Below are 24110 nucleotides of genomic sequence, written 5' to 3'. Positions count from 1 at the left end.
TCCCGTGAGCAGCACCGTCGAGCCGGGCACCCGCACCGCCGGGCACACGGACAACTCGATCCTCATCGACGCCCCGATCGACCACGTCTGGGCGATGACCAACGACCTGCCGTCGTGGCCGGACCTGTTCACCGAGTACAGCGAGGTGGAGATCCTCGCCGAGACGGAGAACTGGTTCCGCTTCCGGCTCAAGATGCACCCGGACGAGAGCGGACGGGTCTGGAGCTGGGTCTCCGAGCGCACGCTCGACGAGGCGGCCCACGAGGTGCGCGCCCGCCGCGTGGAGCCCGGGCCCTTCGAGTTCATGGACATCCGCTGGTACTACGAGCCCGAGGGCTCCGGCACCCGGATGCGCTGGGTGCAGGACTTCCGGATGCGGCCCGAGGCGCCTATCGACACCGAGGGCATGACGCAGCGGATCGACGCGAACAGCAAGGTCCAGATGTCGGTCATCAAGCAGAAGGTGGAGGCCGCGGCCGCCCGGTCCGGGGAGCCGGAGACGTGACGGGCGCCGCCGTCGTCCTCGCCGGTGAGGCCGGCGCCCGCGCCGGCGCGATCGACGCCTGGCTCGGCGACGAGGCGGCCCGCGCGGTGGTCGACGAGGCCTCCGCCGTGGTCGGGCGGGACGTGGCCACGTGGTGGCGCGACCCGCTCAACCTGTGCTGCGACACGACGGCCGCACACGTCGAGGTCGTGGTCAGCGGGGTCGCCGGCTACCGGAGCCTCACCGCGCGGGGGCTGCGACCGGTCGTGGTCGCCGGGCACGGCGTGGGCGAGTACGCCGCCCTGGTGGCCGCCGGCGCCCTGCCCCTCGACCAGGTCGTCGAGCTGGTCCACTGGCGCGCCGAGCTGCTGTCGCTGTCGCCGCGTCCGTCCTGCGCGGGCATGGCGGCCGTCGTCGGGCGCGGCGCCGGCGAGGTCGCCCGCGCGGTCGTCGCCGAGGTGGGCCCCAGCGGGCCGCTGACCGTCGCGGCGGTCGACGGGCCGGCGCAGGTCCTGCTCGCCGGCGGCTGCGAGTCGCTCGAGCGGGCGCGGGAGGCCGTGCTGGCCGCCGGGCTCGACCTCGTGCGGCTGCCGGGGCGCAACGCCTGCCACGGCCCGCTGGTGGCGCCGGTCGCCCGGCACCTCGCCGCCGCCCTGGCCGACCTCGACTGGTCCCCGCCCGAGGTGCCCGTCGTCCCCAACGCCGACGGCCGGCCGACCAGGGACCCCGCGCAGCTGGCCCAGTGCCTGCGCGCCCACCTGACCTCGCCCATCCAGTGGGAGGCGACCTCGCACGCGCTGGTCGAGGCCGGCGTCACCGCGGTGATCGAGGTCGGCGCCGTCCCCGTCCTGGGACCCCTGGTCCGCCAGGTCGCCCCCGACCTCCCGGTGCACCTGGTCACCGGCCCCGGGACGCCGCTCCCGACCACCCCGCCGGAGCCCGCCCCCGCGGTGCCCGTCCCCACCCGAGGAGAGACATGACCACCATCCAGCACGCGCCGACCGCGGTGCGCTGCGGGCCGACCGTCCACCGCGCCGACACGCCCCCGAACCGCCGCCGCGGCGGGGACATCCGCGTCCTGCTCGCGCCGACCAGCGTCGGCGCGACGGCCGGCTTCATGGGCACGCTCACCCTGGAGCCCGGGGAGGTCGTCACCGAGCACTGGCACCCCTACTCGGAGGAGTTCCTCTACTGCCAGAGCGGGGACGTCCTGGTCACGCTGGACGGCGAGGAGCGGCGGCTGGTCGGCGAGTCCGCCGTCCACATCCCGATCGGCGTGCGGCACCGCATCGTCAACGACTCGTCGACGACGGCGACCTTCGTGTTCCTCTGCGGCCCGCTGGCCCCGCGGCCGGAGCTGGGCCACGTGGACACCGAGCTGCCTCCGGGCCTGAAGTGAGTGCCGCGATGACGACGCGGGCGCGAGCATCGCTGCGGGCCGGGGGCACCTCGCGCTCGCGGGGGACGGCGACCGAGGAGCGGAACGACCGCGGAGTCGAGCAGTGAGCACCGACCGGCGGCGGGTCGTCGTCACGGGGATCGGGGTGGTCGCGCCCGGGTCGATCGGGCGCGAGGGGTTCTGGGACATGATCACCGCGGGGCGGACGGCGACGCGGCGGATCACGTTCTTCGACCCCAGCCGCTTCCGGTCGCAGGTCGCCGCCGAGGTGGACTTCCACCCGCGTCAGCTCGGCCTGAGCGCGCAGGAGGTGCACCGCAACGACCGCTTCGTGCAGTTCGCGCTGGTCGCCGCCGACGAGGCGGTCGCCGACAGCGGGCTGCGCCTGGGCGTCGGGGCCGCGCCGGACGCGCCGGAGCCCGAGCGGGTCGGGGTCACCCTCGGCAGCGCCGTCGGCGCGACCATGCGGCTGGAGGACGAGTACGTCAACGTCAGCGACGCGGGCACCCACTGGCTGGTCGACCCGCGCTACGGCTCGCGGTTCCTGCACCAGGCCCTCGTGCCCAGCTGCGGGGCCACCGAGCTGGCGGTGCGCTTCCGGGCGCACGGGCCGGCGACGGTGGTCTCCACCGGCTGCACCTCGGGCATCGACGCGGTCGGGTACGGCAGCCAGCTCATCGAGGACGGCGACGCCGACGTCGTGATCGCCGGCGCGAGCGACGCGCCCATCTCGCCGATCTCGATGGCCTGCTTCGACACCATCCGGGCGACGACGGACAACAACGCCGACCCCGAGCACGCCTCCAAGCCCTTCGACGCCCGCCGCAACGGCTTCGTGATGGGCGAGGGCGCCGCGGTGATGGTGCTCGAGGAGCTGGAGCACGCCCAGCGGCGCGGTGCGGAGGTCTACTGCGAGGTCACCGGCTACGCCAACCGCTGCAACGCGTTCCACATGACCGGACTGCGGCCCGACGGCGTGGAGATGGCCGAGGCCCTCGACCAGGCGCTGGCCCAGGGGCGGATCGACGGCGACGAGGTCGGCTACGTCAACGCGCACGGCTCGGGGACCAAGCAGAACGACCGGCACGAGACCGCCGCCGTCAAGCTGAGCCTCGGCCCGGCCGCCTACAAGGTCCCGATGAGCTCGCTGAAGTCGATGGTCGGGCACTCCCTCGGCGCGATCGGCTCCATCGAGATCGCCGCCACCGCGCTGGCCGTGCAGCGCCAGGTCGTCCCGCCGACGGCCAACTACGAGGTGCCCGACCCCGAGTGCGACCTGGACTACGTGCCCAGGACCGCCCGGGAGCACAAGGTCGACGTCGCCGTCTCCGTGGGCAGCGGGTTCGGCGGCTTCCAGTCGGCCATCGTGCTCGCCAAACCCGGCCGGAGGGCATCGTGACCGAGCTCATCAGCGAGGAGGGCGTCGTGACCGCGGTGCCCGGCCCCGCCCGCGACACCGCCCCGTCGGGACGGGCCATCACCCCGGACCGGCGCGGCCGGACGACGCGGCTGCTGGTCACCGGGATCGGCGTCGTCGCCCCCAGCGGCGTCGGCGTCGAGGAGCACTGGCAGACCCTCCTGCGCGGGGAGCTCCGGGTGGGCCCGATCGAGGGCTTCGACCCGTCGCGGTACGGCGTCACGCTGGCCGGGCAGGTGCGCGACTTCGACCCCGATCGGTTCGTCACCCCGCAGCTCAAGGTGCAGACCGACCGCTGGACCTGGATGTCCCTGGCGGCGGCCACGCTGGCCGCCGAGGACGCCGGCTACGTGCCGCCCGAGGAGGCCTACGCGACCTCGGTCTTCCTGGCGGCCGGCTCGGGGGGCAACGAGTTCAGCCAGCACGAGATCCAGGGTCTGTGGGCGAAGGGGCCCCGGTCGGTCGGCGCCTACCAGTCGATCGCCTGGTTCTACGCGGCCAGCACCGGTCAGGTCTCGATCCGCGACGGGTACAAGGGCCCCTCGGGGGTCGTCGTCAGCGAGGGCGCGGGCGGGCTGGACAGCTTCGGCTGGGCGCGGCGCGTGGTGCGCCGCGGCACCCCGGCCGTGCTCGTGGGCGGCACCGAGGCCGGGATCTGCCCCTACGCCCTGCTGTGCCAGGTGACCAGCGGTCGGCTGTCCACCGCCGCCCGCCCGGAGGACGCCTACAAGCCCTTCGACCGGCGGGCCAACGGCCACGTCATCGGCGAGGGCGGCGCGATCCTGCTGGTCGAGGAGGCCGACGCCGCCCGGGCCCGGGGTGCGCGGCACGTGTGGGGCGAGGTCGTCGGCTACGGCGCCACCCACGACGCCCACCACCACGAGGACCCCGCTCCCGACGCCACCCAGTACGCGCGGGCCATCCGGATCTCGCTCGCCGACGCCGGCGTGACGCCGGAGGAGGTCGACCTGGTGGTCGCCGACGGCGCGGGCGTCCCCGAGCTGGACGCGCTGGAGGCCCAGGCGATCACCGCGGTGTTCGGAGAGCGCGGCGTGCCGGTGACGGCGCCGGCGAGCTGGACCGGGCGGCTCATGGCCGGCGGGTCGGCGCTCAACGTGGCGACCGCCCTGCTGGCCATGCGCGACGGGCGCATCCCGGCCACCGGCAACCTCGACGAGCCGGTCGAGGCGCACCGGCTGGACCTGGTCCGCGAGACGCGGGAGCGCGACCTCGACGTCGTCGTCGTCCTGGCGCGGGGCTTCGGGGGCTTCAACAGCAGCCTGGTGCTGCGCCGCGCTCGCGAGGAGGCGGGGACGTGAGCGCCGCGGAGGAGCTCCCGGGCGTCCGGACGATGCTGCGGATGCGGACGCGCGAGGGCTGCGAGGCGGCGTTCGAGGCGGCCTGGCGGCGGGCCGCGGCGGAGATCGCCCGGGTGCCGGGCAACCTGCGCCAGGAGCTGGTGCGCGACCTCGAGGACCCCCGCACCTTCCTGATCACCAGCGACTGGACCGACCGCGCCGCCGTGGACGCCTTCGGCCGCAGCACCGCCCGGGAGACGCTCACCGAGGCCCTGCGCGACCTGCGCGAGGACGCCGGCCGCAACACCTACGAGGTCCTGGCCGTCGTGCCCGGTGCGGGGCGGCCGGTGGAGACCCCGGCATGACGGCACCCGGGGTGCGGACCGTCCTGCGGATGCGCGCGCGGGAGGGCTGCGAGGCGGAGTTCGAGGCGGCCTGGCGCCGGGCGGCCGCGGAGATCAGCCGGGTGCCCGGCAACCTCCGCCAGGAGCTGATGCGCGACGAGGGCGATCCGCGCTGGTTCGCCATCGTCAGCGACTGGACCGACCGGGCGTCGGTGGACGCCTTCGGGCGCAGTGCCGCCCGGGAATGGCTTCCCGAGGCGTTGCGCGACCTGCGTGAGGATGCCACCCGCTCGACCTTCACCGTGCTGGCGACGGTGGACGCCGAGCGCCGGCGGCCGGTGCGCATCGACTTCTCCACCAGCGTCAAGCCGGGCGAGCAGGTGGCCTTCGAGCGCGCGTACACGACGGTCACCCAGCGGATCGGGGACTCCCGCGGGTACGTGCGCGAGGAGCTGCTGCGTGACGCGTCCGGCCTGCGCTACCACATCTTCGCGGAGTGGGAGTCCGAGGACGACTTCGTGCAGTGGGTGGAGGACCCCGCCCACATGGACGCCGGCGCACCGCTGGCCCGGTGGCACTCGGTCGAGTTCCGGCGCGAGGTGCTGGAGATCCGCCGGCGGCCCGACGGGGACGCCGACTTCCCGCTGCTGCTCTCCCCCGGCGGGGACGTCGAGGTGGAGCGGGTGCGCGTCGACTCGGCTGTCGCCGTCGAGCCCTGGGAGCAGGAGGCCTTCGAGCTCGCCTACCTCGCCGCCGCGCAGCTCGCCCGCAGCGCCCCCGGCCACGCCCGCGAGGAGCTGCTGCGCGAGCCCGGCGGGCGGCGCTACCACGTGGTCGCCGAGTGGGAGTCCGAGCAGCGCTTCACCGACTGGGCGGCGGAGCCGGCGAACTGGGCCGCCGGGCCGCTCGGCCGGTGGCTGGCGCGGGGCGAGGACCGCAGGGTCTTCGCGCTGCGCGCGCGACCGGCGCCGTCGGTCACCGGGGCGACGGCCGAGCCCGTGCAGCAGCCGGCTCCCGTCGACGTCGCCGTCCCCGAGAGCGTGCCGACGCCGCCCGAGCCGGACCTGGAGGTGGTCGCCGGGCACCCGGTGCAGGTGTCCGTGGAGCGGGCCGCTGCTCCCGAGCCCGCCGCCGTTCCGCTCGCCACCGGCACGGTGCCCAGCGCCAGCGTGCAGGAGTTCGTGGAGAAGCCGGACGACGGCCACGCACCCGCCGCGGCGACGCTGCTGCCGGCCCCCTCCGATCTCAGAGACGCCTCCCGCACCCCCGGGCGGACGGTCGAGGTGCTCGTCGTCGGCGCCGGCCCGGCCGGCCTGACCCACGCCATCGAGCTGGCCCGCCGCGGCATTGCCGTCCGCGTCGTGGACAAGCGCCCGCAGGCGTCCACGCAGGCGGACAAGGCGATCGGCATCCACTGCCGCACGATGGAGATCTGGGAGGACCAGGGCATCGTCACCGAGGCGATGGACGCCGGCATCTGGCTGTACGGCCAGACGGTGTTCGTCAACGGCGTGCAGACCCACCAGGTCGACTGGGCCGGCCTCGACGAGCTGCCCTACGCCCACCTCGGGCTGCCGCAGTACGACACCGAGCGCATCCTCGGCGCCAAGCTGGCCTCCCTCGGCGTGGTCGTCGAGCGCGGGGTCGAGCTGGTCGCCTTCAGCCAGGACGACGAGGGCGTCACCGCGCAGCTGCGGCACGCCGCAGGCGAGGTGGAGACCACCCGCGCGCAGTACCTGGTCGGCTGCGACGGGGCGCACAGCGCCGTCCGCGCCGGGCTCGGGCTGGCCTTCGAGGGCGGGCTGTCGATGTTCCCGCAGCTGTTCATGCTCGGGGACGTCGACGTCGACTGGGACCTGCCGGCCGGACACCTGGTGCGCTTCGTGCGCATCGAGAACGAGGACGACTTCACCGGGATGCTCGTCTGCGTCCCGCTCAAGGGCCGCAACCGCTACCGGATCGCGACCCTGGCCCCCCAGCGGTGGCAGGACGCGGTCGGTTCGGGCGTCGTCCCGCCCGGGTTCTGGCAGGAGTACGAGCCGCCGACGCTGGCCGACATGCAGGCCGCGATCGACGACCTGGGTCCGCCCGGGACGACGGCGAGCAACCTGCGCTGGTCGTCGATCTTCCGGATCAAGCACGGCATCGTCGACCGCTACCGCGAGGGGCGGGTCTTCGTCGCCGGCGACGCCGCGCACCTGCACCCGCCGGCCGGCGGGCAGGGGATGAACACCGGCATCCAGGACGCCTGGAACCTCGGCTGGAAGCTCGCCCTCGCCGTCCGGGGGTTGGCCGCGCCCGGACTGCTGGACAGCTACGAGGCCGAGCGCCGTCCCGCCGGGAAGATGATCGTCGACCGGGCCGTGGCCATCGCGTTCACCGACGAGATGGACATGGAGGACGAGAAGGCCCAGTTCCTGCTCGAGATGCAGATGACCATGAACTACGCCGGCAGCCCGCTGGTCGGCGAGACGGCCCCCGGCGGCTTCCCCGCGGGGCCGGAGCCCGGGCACCGTGCGCCGGACGTGCACGGGCTGCGGCGCTTCGGCGTCGCGCACCCGCTGCGGCTGTTCGACCTCACCCGCGGTACCCGCTCCACGCTGTTGCTGTCGGCCGACGCCACCGCGTCGGAGGAGCAGGTGTCGGACCTGGAGAAGCTGGCGGTCGGCGTGCGGCAGCTGACCCGCGGTGAGGTGGGGGCCTACCTCGTCGCCGCGCCCGACGCCCGGGTGCCGCTGCTCGTCGACCTGCCCGTCGTCCGCGACGCCGAGGGCACCTTCGCCGCCGCCTACGGCACCGCGGGCGCGGGGACGGCGGCCTACCTCGTCCGCCCCGACGGCCACGTCGGCTTCCGCAGCCGCCCGCTGGACGAGGACGCCCTCCTCGACCACCTGGCCGGGGTCTTCGCGCAGTGACGGCCCCCGAGACCGCCCCACCCCCGAGGGAGACCACATGACCCAGACCGCGCAGCCGGCAGCGACCGCTCCCCCGGACGACGTCGTCCCCGGTCAGGAGATCTACACGCCGGAGTTCCGCGCCGACCCCTACCCGGTCTACGCCCGGCTGCGCAGCGAGCGGCCGGTGGTCAAGGTGCGGACGCCGCGCTTCGACTCGTTCCTGGTCACCCGCTACGAGGACGCCCGGCAGGCGCTGTCGGACCCGCGGTTGTCCAAGGACCTGTACCGCGCCGGGGACACCTACCTCGCGGTGTTCGGCGAGAAGGCGCGGCAGATCAACACCAACATGCTCAACTCCGACCCGCCCGAGCACACCCGGCTGCGCCGGCTGGTGACGCAGGCGTTCACGCCGCGGCGGATCGAGGCGATGCGCCCGCGGGTCGAGGAGATCGTCGAGGGGCTGCTGGACCGCATGGCGCCGAAGGGCCGGACCGAGTTCGTCGACGAGTTCGCCCTGCGGCTGCCGCTGGCGGTCATCGGCCACCTGCTCGGCATCCCCGAGGCCGACCACGAGGAGATCCTGGCCGGCACCCAGGTCATCCGGACCGTCGGCACCGGCGGGCGCAGCCCCCAGGAGGACCGGGCCGCGATCGGGCAGGCCCAGGAGCGGCTGCACGCCTACTTCTCCGGCCTGGTGGCGGCCAAGCGCCGCGAGCCCGGCGAGGACCTGGTCAGCGCGCTGATCGCCGCGCGCGACGGGGACGGCCGGCTGTCGGAGGCGGAGCTGGTGTCGACCTGCTTCCTGCTGCTGTTCGCCGGCTACCAGACGACCTCGGACTTCCTCGGCAACGCCGTCGTCGCGCTGCTGACCCACCCGGAGGAGATGCAGGAGCTGCTGGACGACCCGGGCCTGCTGCCCGACGCCGTCGAGGAGCTGCTGCGCTTCGACGGGTCGGTCCCGGTGTCGAGCTTCCGGTTCGCCACCGAGGACCTCGAGATCGGCGGGGTGAGGATCCCCGAGGGCTCGATCGTCACGATCGTGCTCAGCGCGGCCAACCACGACCCGGAGCTGACCCCGGACCCCGACGCGCTCGACCTCACCCGGGGCGACACCCCCCACATGTCGTTCGGCCACGGCATCCACTACTGCCTGGGCACCGCTCTCGCCCGGCTCGAGGCGACCACGGCACTGCGGCGGATCCTCGTCCGCCTCCCCGACCTGCGGCTCGACGTCCCCGTCGACGAGCTGCAGTGGCTGCCCGCCGCGTCGGCCTTCCGCGGGCTGCTCGAACTGCCGCTGAGTTTCACCCCCACCCCAGTTCCAGGAGGCACGCCATGACCCAGACGACGCCCTCGCCCACGGCCCCGACCTCGGCCGACCCCGCGGCCGACGCCTCGACGACCCCCACGGAACCGCCCTGGGCGAACGACACCGTCGAGTTCGCGAACACGGCCACGGCGCCCGCGAGCTGGTACTCGGGCACCTGGCGCCCGTTCCGCAACGTCATCGTCTGCCGGCTGGCCCCCGGCAGCGAGGACAAGGTGGGACCGGTGTTCGCCTACTACGACCGGACCACCCGGCCGCAGGACCTCGGCGTCGTCGGCCGGATCCTGCTCTCCTACGAGGACCTGTACCTGCACGTCATCGAGCGCAAGGAGGACCCGGAGGTCTCCGGTCAGCGCCGTGGCCTGCCGGCGTTCCAGGCGATCGCCGAGGCCATCGCGCCGTACGTGACGCCGTACCCGAGCTACTGGCAGAACCCGTCGCACTCCGTGGCGAAGCACTTCTACACCTGGCTGCCCGAGGGCGAGGTCTCCCCCGACCGGGAGATGACCGTCATAGTCCAGCGGATGCGGCCGGGCAGCGAGGAGGACATCGCCCGGGTGTTCGCCGAGTCCGACGCGGGCGGGCTGCCGACGGAGACCGGCGTCACCGGCCGCTGGCTGTACTCGATGGAGGACGTGTTCGTGCACGTCCTGGAGCAGGACCGGGTCAAGGCCGCGGCCGTGCGGCAGAACCACGAGTCGATGCGGCCGGCCTTCGCCAAGGTCATGGCGGACCTCGCCCCCTACGTCGAACCGTACCGCCCGGAGACGTGGCAGAGCCCGCGCGACTCGGTGGCCCGGGTGTTCCACCGCTGGACGGCGCCGGACTGGGCGCCCGGGGACCCGGAGCCGACGACGGGGGAAGGCACGGCATGACCCTGCGGGGGATCTCCACGCTCATCTACCTGGTCGACGACGTGGCCGCGGCCACGGACTGGTACACCGACCTCCTGGGAGCGGGGCCGTTCTTCACCCGGCCCGGCCCCGGCGGGCGCATCCAGTACGCGAAGTTCGCCGTCGGCGACTCCGGGGCGGAGCTCGCCATCGCCGACCGCGCCAAGGCCCCACCGGGCACCGTGGCCGGACCGGGCGGGGTGATCGTGCACTGGCGGGTCGACGACCTCGACGCCACCCTCGCCCGCCTCCAGGAGATGGGCGCCAAGGAGCACCAGGGCCGCACTCCCCACGGGCCGTTCGTCACCGCGGTCGTCATCGACCCCTTCGACAACCTGCTCGGCCTGCAGGGCGTCGCGTCCACCCCCCACTACTCCGACGACCGCGACCGCTCCCCGGCCGCGACCTGACCACTGCCGTCGTCCGCCGGCCCGGGTCCGCCCGGGCCGGCGGCCACCCCCTGCCTCGTCCAGGCCTCGTGCCGCAGCACGCCTGACCCCGTACGACCCGCTCCCGGCGCGCGCCGGCCCTCGGCGTGCGCCCCGCAGATCGCACACCCAGGAGGACTGCCCGATGCCCAGTCGAACGCCGCGCCGCGCCCTGCACCTGATCACCGCCGCGAGCGCCATGACGGTCGCGCTCACCGCCGCCGGACCGTCGGTCGCCGAGGCGGCGTCTGCGAAGCAGGCCTACAAGGACTACGCGGCGAGCGGGTTCAGGAGCCCCGCCCAGTTCGACTGCCTCGAGCTGCTCTGGGAGGCCGAGAGCGACTGGAACCCCTACGCGCAGAACCCGACGAGCACCGCGTACGGCATCGCGCAGTTCATCGACGCGACTTGGGCGACCACCGGCATCGCCAAGACCTCCAACCCGTACCGCCAGATCGACGCGGGCCTCATCTACATCGACGAGCGCTACGGCACCTCCTGCGACGCCTGGGCCTTCCACCAGGCCAACAACTGGTACTGACGCCCGCGCGTCGTCCCCTCCGCCCCCGTCGCGGGGACCCGCCGGCCCCGCCGCCGCCGTGAGCCCGAGAGCGGCGGAGACGGGGGCGGCCCCGCCCTCGCCCCCGTCCCGAGGCTCGCGCCGAGCCTGCGAGGGGTGGGGAGGACGGGGCCTTCTCTCAGGCGGCGACGGTCTGCATCGCCTCGGCGGTGAGCTCGACCGACCGCAGCCGGCCCTCCACCCCGGGGAACTGGTGGGCGACGATGAGCTCGTCGGCGTCGGCCTCGCGGGCGAAGTCGGTCAGGTACGGGCGCACCTCGGTCGGGGTGCCGACGGCGGTGTGGGTCAGCATCGTGTCGACGTGCAGCCCGGCGCCGCCGTCGAGCAGCAGCTGCGCCTCGTCGTCCGACAGCTGCCTGCCCCGGCCGAACAGGCCGACCGCCAGCGTCCGGCGGACGGCGGCGTACGCGGACTCCGCGGCCTCGCGGCTGTCGGCCGCCACCGCGTTGACCCCGGCGATCACGTACGGCCGGTCGAGCTGCGCCGAGGGCTTGAACTCGCGCCGGTAGGCCTCCACCGCGGGCCCGAGCATGGCCGGCGCGAAGTGCGAGGCGAAGGCGTACGGCAGGCCGAGCGCGGCGGCGAGCGTCGCGCCGAACATCGACGACCCCAGGATGTACAGCGGGACGTTCGAGCCCTTGCCGGGGACCGCGTCGACGCCGGGCACCCGGCTCTCGCCGGTGAGGTACCCCTGCAGTTCCAGTACGTCCTGCGGGAAGCGGTCGGCCGAGCGCGGGTCGCGGCGCAGGGCGTACACCGTGTTCTGGTCCGAGCCCGGTGCCCGGCCCAGTCCCAGGTCGATCCGCCCCGGGTGGACGGCCTCGAGGGTGCCGAACTGCTCGGCGATGGTCAGCGGCGAGTGGTTGGGCAGCATGACGCCACCGGCACCCAGCCGGATGGACGAGGTGTGCGCGCCGACGTGCGCGATCAGCACGCTGGTCGCCGACGAGGCGATGGTCGGCATGTTGTGGTGCTCGGCGTACCAGACGCGGCGGTAGCCGGACTGCTCCGCGCGCTGGGCCAGCGCGACGCTCGCCGCGATGCTCTCGCCCGGCGTCTGACCCCTCGAGATCGGCGCCAGGTCGAGGACGGACAACGGGATGCTCATGTGCTCACGTACCTCTCGACCGGTGTTGCCCAGGACAACCGTCGCGGTGAGCGGCGCCTTCCCCGGTCGGTGTGAGACGCCTTCCAGGGCCCTCGTCCCCCGCCGATGGACGACGAGGACGGAGGAGCCCGGCCCGCCCCCGCCTGCGGCGAGTCCCGATGGTGCCGGGCGCCGCGCAGGTGAGGTCACCGGGGACGCCGACGGCGCTCAGCCGCTGACGGTGTCCTCGTACTCGGCGCCCATCGCGCCGGTCTCGACCTCGCCGCCCCGGCGGTAGGTGCACGTCAGCACGCCGGTCGGCGTGGCCGCCGACGCGGTCAGCCGCCACGACCGCGGGATCGCGCCGTCACCGAACAGCCGCTTGCCCTCCCCGAGCACGACCGGTGCGACCACCAGGCGGAGCTCGTCGACCAGGTCGGCGCGCAGCAGCGTCTGCACCAGGCCGGGCGAGCCGTGCACCTGCAGCTCGCCGCCGTCCTGGTCCCTCAGTGCGCGCACCGCCTCGACGACGTCGCCCTCGACGACCCGCGCGCCGGACCACTCGAGCGAGGTCAGCGTGCGCGTGACGACGTGCTTGGTGCGCGTGTTGAGCGCCTCGGCGACCGGATCGTCCTCGGTGGGGGTCTGCGGCCAGGCCGCCGCGAAGATTTCGTAGGTCCCCCGGCCGAGCAGGAAGTCCTCCACACCGGCGAACCAGGCGTCGATCTGCGCGCCCAGGGTCTCCTCGAAGAACGGCACCAGCCAGCCGCCGTGGGCGAAGCCGCCGGTGGTGTCCTCGTCGGGGCCGCCAGGGGCCTGCACCACCCCGTCGAGGGTCGTGAACTCGGTGACGACGAGCGGTCGCATGGGTGTCCTCCTCGGTCCGGGCCGGCGGCCTCCCCCGTAGGACGGCGTGGCAGAGGGGTTCTCATCGCCGCGGGTGCCACCCCCGGAACTGGGGGAACAGGGACTCCGCTGTGCACCTGCCGCGGTCACGTTGCGTCACGGCTCGGCGGACGACCCCCAGGCCTGGGGAGTCGTGCAGGGCGGAAACGGGGGGTGTCAGGCCTCTCGGGCGGCGGTCAGAGTCGGCCCAGCTCGACGGGGGCCGGGCGATCCCACCCCCACACGTCGTCCATCGGCAACGGGGGGTTGTCATGAAGCGCACCACCAGCCTGATCACCACAGGGGCCCTGGCCCTCGGCACCACGACCCTGCTGGGCGCAGTGGCACCCGGCATCGCCGGGGCGTCCGGCTGCGGGGTCACCACGCTCGACATGGCCGGCCTCGAGGGGGCCTTCAACGGCGCGCTCACCGGCGTCGGCGACGGGGCCGCCGCCGAGATGCTCAGCGGGGGCCTCCGGCTGACCACGCCGTCGGCCGAGGAGGACCCGAACGGGGCCGCGTACGCCGCCTACTTCATGGACGGCCTGGAGATCGCGCTCGCGGACGCCACGGCGCAGACCAACTTCGCCCTCGACGCCACGCTGGCCGCGGGGCAGCCCATCGAGAACCACCCGACCTACGAGGTGTACGTCGACCTGGACGGTCCGGGCGAGCGTGGCGAGGACATCCTCGTGTACTGGGAGCCGGCCGCGGGCGCGCCGACCGACGTCTGGTGGAGCGCGCTCGGGCCGCTGACCGCGCTCGACCCCGACGCCTCCGAGGCCCCGGAGGAGGGCACACTCGTCGACATCAACGCCGCCTACCCCGACGCCGTCGTCACGGGTCTCGGCTTCCAGCTCCTCTACCAGCCCGGCGCCGACGTGACCGTTCACGGCCTGACGTTCGGCTGCAACCAGTTCGTGTTCACCTCGGGTCCCGGCGGCGGGGAGGAGCCCGACCCGACGGAGAACCAGGCCCCGGTCGCGGCCGTCGCGCACACCAACCAGGGCCGGACCTTCACCTTTTCCGCCGCCGGGTCGACCGACGCCGACGGCCGGATCACCGGCTACGCCTGGGACTTCGGCGACGGGGCGACCGCCGAGGGTGCCGACGTGACGCACGAGTACGCCGCCGCGGCCTCCTACACCGTGACGGTGACCGTCACCGACGACGACGGCGCCACGACCACGGCCACCCGCGCCGTCGTCGTCCCCGCGGACGACCCGACCGACCCGACGGACCCGACCGACCCGGCGGCGCCGACCGAGTACGGCACGCCGCTGCCCAACACCGGTGCCGACGTCCTGGGGCTGGCCGCGGTCGGCGGTCTGGTCCTGGCCGGCGGTGGCGCCGGGCTGGTCGTGAGCCGTCGCCGCAAGGCCGGCTCCGCGTCCTGACCGAGGCCACCCGCGTCCCGCCCGCCGGCACCCGGCGGGCGGGACGCGCCATCGGACAGGGGGACCGATGACCCGCACGATCGTCCGCGGGCTCTCCGAGCTCGCGGTCACCGCCGGCGCGGTGCTGCTGCTCCTCGTCGTCCACGAGGTCTGGGTGACCGACCTCTTCAGCGACCGGGCGCAGGACCAGGTCGCCGAGGAGCTCCGCGAGGACTGGGAGACCGGCACGCCCGATCCCGAGCCCGACGCCGGGCAGGCCTTCGCCTTCGTGCACATCCCGCGGTTCGGCGAGGACTGGACCCGCGCCGTGGTCGAGGGGACCGACCCGGACGAGCTGGACGACGGGCCGGGTCACTACGTCGGCTCCGCGCTGCCCGGCGAGCAGGGCAACTTCGCGATGGCGGGGCACCGCGTCGGACGCGGCAGTCCGTTCCTCGCCCTCGACGTCCTCCGGCCCGGCGACCCGGTCGTCGTGGAGACCGTGGACGCCTGGCACGTCTACCGGGTGACGACGACGACCGTCGTGGACCCGAGCGAGAGCAGCGTCGTGGCGCCCACGCCCGGTGGGGCCGCGAACGGCGCACCGACCGGCGCGTTCCTCACCATGACCACCTGCCACCCGAAGTTCTCCACCCGCGAGCGGCTCGTCGTGCACGGGGAGCTGGAGGACTCGGTCCCCAGGGCCGCGGCCCCGGACGGCCCCGCGGCTCTCGAGGAGGTCTGAGGCTTGTACTCCTGGATCTGGCGCCACCTGCCCGGCCCGCTCCCGGTACGGGCAACGACGGCGCTCGTGCTGGTCCTCGCCGCGGTGGCGCTGCTGCTCTTCGTCGCCTTCCCGGCCCTGGACGGGCCCGGCGGCCTGTGGGAGCCGACGCTCTGACGGCTCGGGCGCGCCGACGGCTCAGGCGGCCAGCGCGGGCTCGCGGTCGCCGGCGGCCACGAGTCCGGCATAGCGGCCGCCGCGGGCGACGAGCTCGTCGTGCGTGCCGCTCTCGACGACCCGGCCGGCCTCGAGGACGGCGATCCGGTCGGCGTGCCGCACGGTGGAGAGCCGGTGGGCGATGGTGATCGTGGTCCGACCCCGGCTGGCCTCGTCGAGCGCGGCCTGCACCGCCCGCTCGGTGCCGGTGTCCAGCGCGCTGGTGGCCTCGTCGAGCACCAGCACCCGCGGGTCGCGCAGCAGCGTCCGGGCGATGGCCAGCCGCTGCTTCTCCCCGCCCGAGAACCGGTGCCCGCGGGCGCCGACGACCGTGTCGTAGCCGTCGGGCAGCGCGGCGATCACGTCGTGCACCTGGGCGCGGCGGGCGGCGTCCTCGAGCTCGGCGTCGGTCGCGTCGGGCCGGGCGTGCCGCAGGTTCTCCCGCACGGTCGTGTGCAGCAGGTAGGCCTCCTGCGCCACGACCCCGACCACCCGCGACAGCGTGGCCAGCGAGAGGTCGCGCAGGTCGACACCGTCGATCGTCACCCGGCCGGCGGTCGGGTCGGCCAGCCGGGCGACCAGCGAGGCCAGCGTGCTCTTGCCCGAGCCGGTCTCCCCCACCAGGGCCAGCGCCGTCCCCGCGGGGACCGTCAGGTCCACGTCGGCCAGCGCCGGCCGGTGCCCGTCGGGGTAGGTGAACGACACGCCCTCCAGCGCCACGTCGCCGCGCACGCGGGCGGGGTCCAGCGCCACCGGGTCGGCCGGGTCGTTGACCTCCACCGGCAGGTCGAGGTACTCGAACACCCGGCTGAACAACGCCATCGAGGCGGTCACCTGGACTCCGACGTCCAGCAGGCCCATGAGCGGGCGGAACAGCGTGCCCTGCAGCGCCGTGAAGGCGACCAGCGTGCCGATGGTCATCCCGCCGGAGGTCGCCGGCAGGCCCGCGGCCAGGTAGATCAGCGCCGGGATGCCCGCGAAGACGATGCTCATCGTGGCCATCCGCCACCGCCCGGCCAGCTGCGCGCGGACCTCGAGACCGACGAGGTCCGCGGAGGTGTCGGCGAAGCGCCGCGACTGGGCGGGACCGGCGCCGAGGGTCTTGCCGAGCAGCACGCCGCTGACACTGAGCCCCTCCTCGACCTGGGCGTGCAGGTCGGCGAGGTGGCGCTGGCGCTGCGCGGTGACGGTGCGGCGCATCCGCGCCACCTTGCGGGTCAGCGCGATGGCCGGGGGCAGGACGAGCAGCGAGAGCAGCGAGAGCCGCCACGACAGCGCGACCATCGCCACGACCGTGCCGACGACGGTGGTCGCGTTGGCCGCCAGGGACGTCGCCGTCGAGGTCACCACCGACTGCATGCCGGCGATGTCGTGGGTCAGCCGCGACTGCACCTCGCCGCCGCGCGTGCGGGTGAAGAAGCCCAGCGACTGGCGTTGCAGGTGGCTGAACACCGAGGTCCGCAGGCCGTGCATGACCCGCTGCCCGACCGTCGTCGACAGCCAGGTCTGCACCACGCCGAGGACGGCGGTGGTGGCGGCGACGGCCAGCATGCCGAGGACCGCCCACACCAGCAGCGGTACGTCCTGCCGCGGCAGCGCCTCGTCGATGACGAGCTTGACCAGGAACGGCGTCGCCAGCGCCACCGCGGACGCGGCGACGATGAGCACCACGACCGTGGCGACCTGCCAGCGGAAGGGTGCGAACAGCGCGGTCACCCGGCGCAGCGGCACCGGGTTGCGCTCGAGCTGGGCCCGGTCGGCCGGGTCGACGGTGCGCCCCGGGCGCCCGCCTCCTCCGCCGAGTCCTCTGGCGTCGTCGATGGCGACCACCTCCCGTGTCGGATACTGAGGTTACCTCACCATGAGGAAACCACGCGACCGTCGGTAGGATTCCCCGCATGCCGGACGACGACCCCGAGGTCCTGGGCGAGCTGCTCGTGCGGGTCACCCGCGGGCAGCGCCGGCGGTGGCGGGAGGCGCTGGCCCCCTGGGACCTCTCCCCCCACCACGTCCGCGCCCTGCGGGTGGTCACCGATCGGTCCGGCACCCGCCTCTCCGAGCTCGCCGAGGCGCTGCACATCGCGCCGCGCTCGGCCACCGAGGTCGCCGACGCGCTGCAGGCCCGCGGGCTGGTCGAGCGGACGCCCGACCCCACCGACCGGCGGGCCGTGGTGCTCACGCCCACCGAGGAGGGACGGCGGGTGCAGGCCGAGATCGCCGCCGCCCGCGCCGCCGACAACCGCGACCTGTTCGCCCGGCTGGACGCCGACGACCGCGCCACCCTGGCCCGGATCCTGCGCACCCTCGCCGACTGAGGGCACCTCCCTCGCCATCCGGCGGCGGGCGGGAGGCGACCCTCTGTGCAGTACCTTCGCCCCGACTGCCACCGCACCCGCACCCGAGTGCTGATCGGTCGGCGCCAGGCGACGCACGTGCCACACCCTGTGCCGCAGCCACCACCGCCTGGAGACCCACGCTCGGGGTTGGCGGTTCGTCATGGACCCCGACGGCACCCTGCACGTCACCATCCCGTCGGGCGTCGCCCGCACCACCCGACCATCGGGGCTGCGACCACCGGCACCCGACCCACGCGCGCCCACGCCCGGGGCCACCAACCTGCCGATGACACCTCCGGACGACGAACCGCCACCCTTCTGACCCGCGTGGTGCCCTGCGCTGCTCGGTCGCGCGTCGCACCTCCCACGGTGGGCGACCGCGGTGCCACGATCGGGGCGTGATCGAGCCGGTACACCCCGACGAGTTGCGCGTGTCGGACCACGAGCGGGCCGACGTCCAGGAGAAGCTGCGCCGCGCCGTGGCGGCCGGGCAGCTCGACCTGCACGAGTTCGACACCCGCGTGCAGTCGGCGTGGGCCGCCCGCACCCGCGGCGAGCTGGCCCGGGTGACCCGCGACCTGCCCGAGCCGCCACCCGAGCCACCGTCCCCGCCGCCGCTGGCCGGCCGGTTCTCCGACGACGACGCCGGCACCGCGATGAAGGTGTTGACGATCGTCTGGGCGAGCGTCACCGCGGTGAACTTCCTGGTGTGGGGCCTGGTGTCCCTGAGCAGCGACGGAGGCGTCTACCCGTGGTGGATCTGGCTGTCGGTCCCCGGTGCCGCCCTGCTCGTCCTGTACGTCGTCGGCATCGGCCGCCCGCGGCGCTGACGTGGCCGCGACCCCGACCCTGACCCGCCGGCAGGTCCTGGACCTGCGGGTCGCCGCGCAGCAGATCGGCCGCGCGTCCGGCGTGCCGGCCGACACCGCCGTCCTCGACCTCGGGGTGCAGGACACCGGGCCGGACGGCGGGCTGTGGTCGCTGTCGGTGCGCGGCGTGGACACCGCGGCCCTCGACGGCCACGACCTGGCGACCGTGTGGACCCTCCGCGGGGCCCCGCACCTGTACCGGCGGGCCGACCTGCCGGGGGTGGTCGCGGCCACCGCGCCGTTCTCCGACGCCGACGCGGGCAAGCGCGTCTACGACGCCGCCAAGCCGTTGAAGGCCGCGGGCATCGGCAACCTCGAGGCGCTGGACACCGTCGCCGACACCATGCGGTCGCTGGTCACGGCGCCGATGGTCAAGGGTGAGCTGTCCACGCGGCTGGCCGCGCTGGTGCCGGAGCCCTATCTGCGGTTCTGCCGGTCCTGCGACGCCAGGCACCTGTACGAGATGCCGTTCCGGCTGGCCGCGCTGCGCGCCGGGCTGGAGCTGGAGCCGGGGACCTCGCCGCCGGTGCTGCGCCCGGTCCCGGACCTCGCACCCGCGGACACCGTGCCCCCACACCTGGACGTCGTGCGCGGCTACCTGCGGCTGCTCGGCCCGGCGACGCCGAAGCTCGTGGCGGGATACCTCGACGCGCCGGTCAAGGACGTGCAGGCCCGCTGGCCCGAGGACGCCGTCGAGGTGTCGCTGGACGGCGAGCGACGCTGGCTGCTGGCCGAGGACGCCGACCGGGTCGACGACGTCCCGCCCGCGGCCGGTGTGTCCCTGCTCGGCCCGTTCGACCCGTTCCTCCAGGCCCGCGACCGCCCGCTGCTGGTCGACGACCCCGCCCGCGCCAAGGCGCTGTGGCCGGTGCTCGGCCGGCCCGGCGCGGTGCTGGCCGACGGCGAGGTCGCGGGGACCTGGCGGCCGCGCAAGGCCGGCTCGACGCTGACCGTGGTGGTCGAGCTGTGGCAGCCGGTCGCGCAGGAGGCCCTCGCCGCGGCGGCCGAGCGGCTGGCCGCCTTCCGCGGGGTAGTGCTCAAGGACGTCCACATCGACTGAGGAGTGGCCATGACCGGTCCCGACGACGCCTTCCTGGCTCCTGACGACGCGCTGCGCGGCTTCGACGACGACAGCGACGTCGAAGTCGGCACGGGCGGCGGTGACCGTCCCGGGGCGGACGACGTCGAACGGCCGAACCCCGCCGGGGCCGGGGTCGAGGACGCCGGACGCTCGGCCGGCTCCCTCGACGGCGGGACCGAGGGCTAGCAGCCGCCGGCGACACGTCCTCCGGCCGGCCCGCGTGCCGGTCGGCCGGTCTCGCGCGCCGCCGGCGGCTGTCCGCCGTCCGGGCGACGGTCCTGGTGCTGACCCCGCTCGGCGTCGTCCCGGTCCTGACCACGACGGCTCTCGCGATCGGGACCGTCCGACGCTTCCCCGCTGGGTATCTCAGCCCTAAGGTATCGGCGCATGGAACCGCGCCGCGTCCGCATCGGCATCGACACCGGCGGCACCTTCACCGACGTCGTCGCGGTGGACGAGGCGACCGGCCGGACGACGACCACCAAGACGCCGTCCACCCCGGCCGACCCGGCCGAGGGTTTCCTGACCGGCGTCCGCAAGGTGCTCGACCTCATGGGGCTCGACGGCAGCGCGATCACCGCGGTGAGCCACGGGACGACGGTCGCGACCAACCAGCTGCTCGAGGGGAAGCTCGACCGGATCGGCTTCATCACGACAGAGGGCTACGAGTCGGTGCTGGAGATCGCCCGCCAGTCGGTCCCCGACGGCTACGGCAACAGCTACTTCTGGGTCAAGCCGCCGCGGATCGTCCCGGCCGACCTGGTCCGCACCGTCCGCGGCCGGCTCGACCACCGCGGCGAGGAGGTCCGCCCCTTGGACGAGGACGACGCCCGCGCCGCCGCCCGCGCCCTGCGCGACGCCGGGGTCGGCACCGTCGGGATCTGCCTGCTGCACTCCTACGCGAACGACGCCCACGAGCGCCGGGTCCTCGACGTCCTGCGCGAGGAGCACCCGGACGCCGTGGTCAGCATCAGCTCCGAGGTGCTGCGCGAGTACCGCGAGTACGAGCGGTCGGTGACCACGCTGGTCGACGCCGCGGTGAAGCCGCGGGTGGGTGCGTACGTGCGGAACATCCGCGCACGGCTCGACGACCTCGCTGCGGGCGTGCCGTTCTACGTGATGAAGAGCAACGGCGGCGTGCTGTCGGCCGAGGAGGTCGTGCACCAGCCGATCACCACGATGCTCTCCGGCCCGGCCGCCGGCGCCCTCGGCGCCGCCCTGGTCGCGGGCGCGGCCGGCTTCGACCGGGTGCTCACCTGCGACGGCGGCGGCACCTCCACCGACGTCACGGTCGTGGTGGACGGCGAACCCGCGCTCACCACCGAGGGCTCGGTCGGCGCCTACCCGTCGAAGATCCCGATGATCGACGTCGTCACCGTCGGCGCCGGTGGCGGCTCCATCGCCTGGCTGTCGCCGGAGGGCACGCTCAGGGTGGGCCCGCGCTCGGCCGGCGCCGACCCGGGCCCGATCTGCTACCCCTCCGGCGGCACCGAGCCCACCGTCACCGACGCCCACGTGGTGCTGGGCCGGATCCCGCCGCACCTGCTCGGCGGGGAGATCCCGCTGTCGGTCGACGCCGCCCGCGCGGGGCTGGAGCAGCTCGGGGAGAAGCTCGGCCTGGACCTGGAGCGCACCGCCACCGGCATCCTCGAGATCTCGGCGTGGAACCAGGCCAACGCGCTGCGCCAGGTGACGGTGGCCCGGGGCCTCGACGTCCGCGACTTCACGCTCACCACCTTCGGGGGCTCCGGCTCGCTGCTGGCCTGCCGGCTGATGGACGTCCTCGGCCTGCCCCGCACCCTCGTCCCGCCGGACCCGGGCAACCTCAGCGCGTTCGGCCTGCTCACCGTCGACGTCCGCAACGACCACGTTCAGACGACGATCAGCCGGCACGCCGACCTCGACCTCGACCGCGTGCGCACGGTGTTCGGCGGGCTGGAGGCCCGGGCGCGGGAGGCGCTGGACGGCGAGGGCTTCCCCCGTGACCGGCAGCGGATCCAGCGCAGCGCCGACCTGCGTTACGTGGGGCAGGCCTTCGAGGTGCGGGTCCCCGTGGCGGACGGCGAGCTGGACCGCGCGGCCGCGGAGGACGTGGCCCAGGCCTTCCACGCCGCCCACCGCCGACTTTACGGCTACGACTTCGCCGAGGACCCGCGGCAGGCCGTCGAGTGGGTCAACCTGCGGGTGAGCGGCATCGGGCCGATCCGCCGTCCGGACCTGGTGGAGCTGGCCCCGGTGCCCACGCCTGTGACGGACCGGGCCGTCACAGGCTCCCGGCGGGTCTTCTTCGACGACTGGGTGGAGACGCCGACGTACGAGCGACCCCGGCTGGCCCCCGGCGACGTCGTCCCCGGCCCGGCGGTGATCGAGGAGTTCGGCTCGACCGTCCCGGTGCACCCCGGCTTCCGCGCGACCGTCGACGTCCACGGCAACCTGCTGATCGAGAGGGGTGCCCGATGACCGCCACCGCACGTGGCGATTCGCGCGGGGACGGCCGTCCTGTCGGCGGTGAGGTGGCCGCCGACCCGGTGCTCGTGGAGATCGTCGCCGGCACGCTGGCCGCGATCGAGCGGGAGGTGGAGACCTCGATCGGGCGGACGTCGCGGTCGCCGATGATCCGCGACGCGCACGACTTCCGCGCCGGCATCCACGACCGGAAGCTGCGCAAGCTCACCGGCCGCTCGTACTCCGCGCTGGTGCACCCGGTGGTGCGCGACCACCCGATCGAGACGATGAACGTCGGCGACGTCTACTTCCACAACGACGTCTACCTCTCCGAGGGCGGGATCGGGCACCTGCCCGACCTGTGCGTCACCGTGCCGGTGTTCGCCGAGGTCGACGGCGCAGCGGAAGTCGTCGCCTTCGTGCAGGCGTTCGGCCACCACGACGACATCGGCGGCGCGGTGCCCGGCTCGATGCCCTCGGCGGCGACCTCGGTGTACGAGGAGGGCCTGATGGTCCCGCCGATCAAGCTGTGGGACCGCGGCGTCCGCAACGAGGCCGCGCTGACGATCATGACCCGCAACTCGCGGATGCCCGACTCGCTGGCCGCCGACCTCGACGCCGAGTGCTCGGCCTGCCTGGCCGGCGCGCGACGGCTGGGCGAGCTCTTCGAGCGGTACGGGGTGGAGGCGGTCGAGGCGTGCTTCGACGCGATCCTGGCCAACTCGACGGAGGTCTACCGGCGCGAGGTGCTGTCCCAGATCCCCGACGGCACCTACGTCTGGGAGGACTACGCCGAGCACGACGGCGTGGAGCCGCCGACGCTGCACCGGCAGCGGATCACGCTGACCATGGACTCCTCGCGGGAGACCCCGCTGGCCATCGACTTCACCGGCACCGGCCCGCAGGCGAAGGGGCCGATCAACCACTGCGGTGACTACGCCGACGGCAACTTCCTCAAGAAGTGGCTGGCGCCGATCCTGCGCAACCTCGCCGAGACGCCCGAGCGGATGGCCGAGCTCGACGTCAACGAGGGCGTCGTCCCGTTGATCGAGATGCGGTTCCCGGAGAAGGGCACGCTGCTCACGCCGGTCTTCCCGGCGCCGACCAACGCGCGGACGTTCGTGATCCTGCGGCTGCTCGGCGTCCTGGCCGGGGTGCTGGCCAAGGCCACCGGTGGCCGGATGCCCGCCGACCAGGAGACGATCCGCTACACCGGCGTCTACGGCACCGACGCCGACGGCCAGCCGTACCTCATGCGCGAGGTGCTCGGCGGCGGCTCGGGCGGACGGTGGTACGCCGACGGTGAGGACACCATCCACGTCGTCCCGGACTCGCGGAACCTGCCGACGGAGTTCACCGAGAGCCGCTTCCCGTTGCGGGTGGAGCGGCTCGGGCTGGCGCCGGACTCCGGCGGGCCGGGCCGGTACCGCGGCGGCTGCGGCTACGAGAAGCACATCCGGGTGCTGCGCGACGCGCACTTCATGTCGATCGCCGACCGCTCGATCCTGTCCTGCTGGGGCGTCGCGGGCGGTCGCGCCGGGCGGCCGTTCCAGATCACCGTGGACCCCGGCGGCCCGGAGGAGCACGACGTCGACGCGCTCGCCGACGCCGAGCCGCTGGCCGCCGGCACGGTCGTGCGCATCCGGACGACGGGCGGCGGCGGGTGGGGCGACCCGCTGGACCGGCCGGTCGACGAGGTGCTGCGCGACATCGCCTGGCGCAAGGTGAGCATCGCCGGCGCGCGGGCGGACTACGGCGTCGTGGTGCGGGACGACGGGACCGCCGACGTCGCCGCCACCGACGAGCTGCGGGCCTCGATGCGGGCGGCCCGCACCGGCGAGGAGCCGTTCTTCGACCGCGGGCCCGGCTACGCGCGGCTGTCCGGCGGGGCCGCGTTCAACGAGTTCGACGTGCTCTGAAGGAGGACCCCGCTGCACCAGGCTCCGCTGCGGCCCCGTCCAGAGCTCGCCGCGAGCCCCTGACGGCCCCCTTGCAGGGTCCCGCCGCGAGCCTGCGAGTGACGG

Annotated in this window: 23 protein-coding genes; 20 read left to right on the top strand and 3 right to left on the bottom strand. The window is 74.5% G+C overall.

Translation table 11 applies throughout. The annotated features are described in order from the left end of the window. Positions 1 to 4 precede the first annotated feature (4 nt). From ACU610_RS20420 to ACU610_RS20370, 11 genes are all read left to right on the top strand, one after another. Positions 5 to 505 carry an SRPBCC family protein gene (locus ACU610_RS20420; RefSeq protein WP_446769525.1) on the top strand — a complete coding sequence of 167 codons (501 nt, stop codon included), beginning with the start codon at positions 5 to 7 and terminating at the stop codon, positions 503 to 505. Beyond that, positions 502 to 1464: an ACP S-malonyltransferase gene (locus ACU610_RS20415; protein WP_446769524.1), complete on the top strand. Its 963-nt coding sequence runs from the start codon at positions 502 to 504 to the stop codon at positions 1462 to 1464. The genes ACU610_RS20420 and ACU610_RS20415 overlap by 4 nt, the downstream gene beginning before the upstream one ends. Continuing rightward, positions 1461 to 1883 carry a cupin domain-containing protein gene (locus ACU610_RS20410; RefSeq protein WP_446769523.1) on the top strand — a complete coding sequence of 141 codons (423 nt, stop codon included), beginning with the start codon at positions 1461 to 1463 and terminating at the stop codon, positions 1881 to 1883. Before ACU610_RS20415 ends, ACU610_RS20410 begins: the two co-directional genes overlap by 4 nt. A gap of 103 nt (positions 1884 to 1986) precedes the next feature. Next, positions 1987 to 3282 carry a beta-ketoacyl-[acyl-carrier-protein] synthase family protein gene (locus tag ACU610_RS20405; RefSeq protein WP_446769522.1) on the top strand — a complete coding sequence of 432 codons (1296 nt, stop codon included), beginning with the start codon at positions 1987 to 1989 and terminating at the stop codon, positions 3280 to 3282. Then, entirely contained in the window at positions 3279 to 4619 is a 1341-nt protein-coding gene (locus tag ACU610_RS20400; protein ID WP_446769521.1) for a beta-ketoacyl synthase N-terminal-like domain-containing protein, read from the top strand. Before ACU610_RS20405 ends, ACU610_RS20400 begins: the two co-directional genes overlap by 4 nt. Then, entirely contained in the window at positions 4616 to 4963 is a 348-nt protein-coding gene (locus tag ACU610_RS20395; protein WP_446769520.1) for an antibiotic biosynthesis monooxygenase family protein, read from the top strand. The genes ACU610_RS20400 and ACU610_RS20395 overlap by 4 nt, the downstream gene beginning before the upstream one ends. Further along, complete coding sequence (locus ACU610_RS20390) at positions 4960 to 7857, top strand: FAD-dependent monooxygenase (protein ID WP_446769519.1); 2898 nt, start codon at positions 4960 to 4962, stop codon at positions 7855 to 7857. The genes ACU610_RS20395 and ACU610_RS20390 overlap by 4 nt, the downstream gene beginning before the upstream one ends. A gap of 37 nt (positions 7858 to 7894) precedes the next feature. Beyond that, a complete protein-coding gene (locus ACU610_RS20385) occupies positions 7895 to 9178 on the top strand; it encodes a cytochrome P450 family protein (protein ID WP_446769518.1) in 1284 nt (427 codons plus the stop codon). After that, positions 9175 to 10041: a TcmI family type II polyketide cyclase gene (locus ACU610_RS20380; protein WP_446769517.1), complete on the top strand. Its 867-nt coding sequence runs from the start codon at positions 9175 to 9177 to the stop codon at positions 10039 to 10041. The genes ACU610_RS20385 and ACU610_RS20380 overlap by 4 nt, the downstream gene beginning before the upstream one ends. Beyond that, the gene (locus ACU610_RS20375) at positions 10038 to 10469 is read left to right on the top strand and encodes a VOC family protein (RefSeq protein WP_446769516.1); all 432 of its coding nucleotides are present in this window, start codon (positions 10038 to 10040) and stop codon (positions 10467 to 10469) included. Before ACU610_RS20380 ends, ACU610_RS20375 begins: the two co-directional genes overlap by 4 nt. Positions 10470 to 10632: 163 nt before the next feature. Continuing rightward, positions 10633 to 11028, top strand: a complete 396-nt coding sequence (locus tag ACU610_RS20370) for an aggregation-promoting factor C-terminal-like domain-containing protein (RefSeq protein ID WP_446769515.1) — start codon at positions 10633 to 10635, stop codon at positions 11026 to 11028. Positions 11029 to 11185: 157 nt separating this feature from the next. On the opposite strand, the gene ACU610_RS20365 is transcribed toward ACU610_RS20370, so the two are convergent. Together ACU610_RS20365 and ACU610_RS20360 are read right to left on the bottom strand one after the other, a co-directional pair. Next, positions 11186 to 12175 (bottom strand): LLM class flavin-dependent oxidoreductase, encoded by a 990-nt coding sequence (locus tag ACU610_RS20365; protein WP_446769514.1) that lies wholly within the window; start codon positions 12173 to 12175, stop codon positions 11186 to 11188. 207 nt (positions 12176 to 12382) lie between these two features. Beyond that, entirely contained in the window at positions 12383 to 13021 is a 639-nt protein-coding gene (locus ACU610_RS20360) for a dihydrofolate reductase family protein (RefSeq protein ID WP_446769513.1), read from the bottom strand. 290 nt (positions 13022 to 13311) lie between these two features. Between ACU610_RS20360 and ACU610_RS20355 the strand changes: the two genes are divergently transcribed. The 3 genes from ACU610_RS20355 to ACU610_RS20345 all read left to right on the top strand — a co-directional run bounded on the left by ACU610_RS20355 (position 13312) and on the right by ACU610_RS20345 (position 15316). Next, on the top strand, positions 13312 to 14436 hold the full coding sequence (locus ACU610_RS20355; RefSeq protein ID WP_446769512.1) for a PKD domain-containing protein: 1125 nt from the start codon (positions 13312 to 13314) through the stop codon (positions 14434 to 14436). A gap of 67 nt (positions 14437 to 14503) precedes the next feature. Continuing rightward, on the top strand, positions 14504 to 15160 hold the full coding sequence (locus ACU610_RS20350; protein ID WP_446769511.1) for a class E sortase: 657 nt from the start codon (positions 14504 to 14506) through the stop codon (positions 15158 to 15160). A 3-nt stretch (positions 15161 to 15163) separates the two neighbouring features. Continuing rightward, positions 15164 to 15316, top strand: a complete 153-nt coding sequence (locus ACU610_RS20345; RefSeq protein ID WP_446769510.1) for a hypothetical protein — start codon at positions 15164 to 15166, stop codon at positions 15314 to 15316. 21 nt (positions 15317 to 15337) lie between these two features. On the opposite strand, the gene ACU610_RS20340 is transcribed toward ACU610_RS20345, so the two are convergent. Then, positions 15338 to 17185: an ABC transporter ATP-binding protein gene (locus ACU610_RS20340; RefSeq protein ID WP_446769509.1), complete on the bottom strand. Its 1848-nt coding sequence runs from the start codon at positions 17183 to 17185 to the stop codon at positions 15338 to 15340. Between the two features lie 68 nt (positions 17186 to 17253). Between ACU610_RS20340 and ACU610_RS20335 the strand changes: the two genes are divergently transcribed. The 6 genes from ACU610_RS20335 (at position 17254) to ACU610_RS20310 (ending at position 24005) form a co-directional block, all read left to right on the top strand. Continuing rightward, a complete protein-coding gene (locus ACU610_RS20335) occupies positions 17254 to 17670 on the top strand; it encodes a MarR family winged helix-turn-helix transcriptional regulator (protein WP_446769508.1) in 417 nt (138 codons plus the stop codon). A 419-nt stretch (positions 17671 to 18089) separates the two neighbouring features. Continuing rightward, on the top strand, positions 18090 to 18521 hold the full coding sequence (locus ACU610_RS20330; RefSeq protein WP_446769507.1) for a DUF1707 SHOCT-like domain-containing protein: 432 nt from the start codon (positions 18090 to 18092) through the stop codon (positions 18519 to 18521). Between the two features lies 1 nt (position 18522). Continuing rightward, positions 18523 to 19620, top strand: coding sequence for a winged helix DNA-binding domain-containing protein (locus ACU610_RS20325; RefSeq protein WP_446769506.1), 1098 nt, complete (start codon positions 18523 to 18525; stop codon positions 19618 to 19620). Between the two features lie 9 nt (positions 19621 to 19629). Beyond that, positions 19630 to 19827, top strand: coding sequence for a hypothetical protein (locus ACU610_RS20320; protein ID WP_446769505.1), 198 nt, complete (start codon positions 19630 to 19632; stop codon positions 19825 to 19827). 201 nt (positions 19828 to 20028) lie between these two features. Further along, positions 20029 to 22101: a hydantoinase/oxoprolinase family protein gene (locus ACU610_RS20315; protein WP_446769504.1), complete on the top strand. Its 2073-nt coding sequence runs from the start codon at positions 20029 to 20031 to the stop codon at positions 22099 to 22101. Continuing rightward, complete coding sequence (locus tag ACU610_RS20310; RefSeq protein WP_446769503.1) at positions 22098 to 24005, top strand: hydantoinase B/oxoprolinase family protein; 1908 nt, start codon at positions 22098 to 22100, stop codon at positions 24003 to 24005. Before ACU610_RS20315 ends, ACU610_RS20310 begins: the two co-directional genes overlap by 4 nt. The last annotated feature ends 105 nt before the right edge of the window (positions 24006 to 24110 follow it).

This window comes from Geodermatophilus sp. URMC 61, from assembly GCF_052931555.1.
Note: the sequence above shows the minus strand (reverse complement) of the source record. Positions and strands in the feature narration are given on the sequence as shown.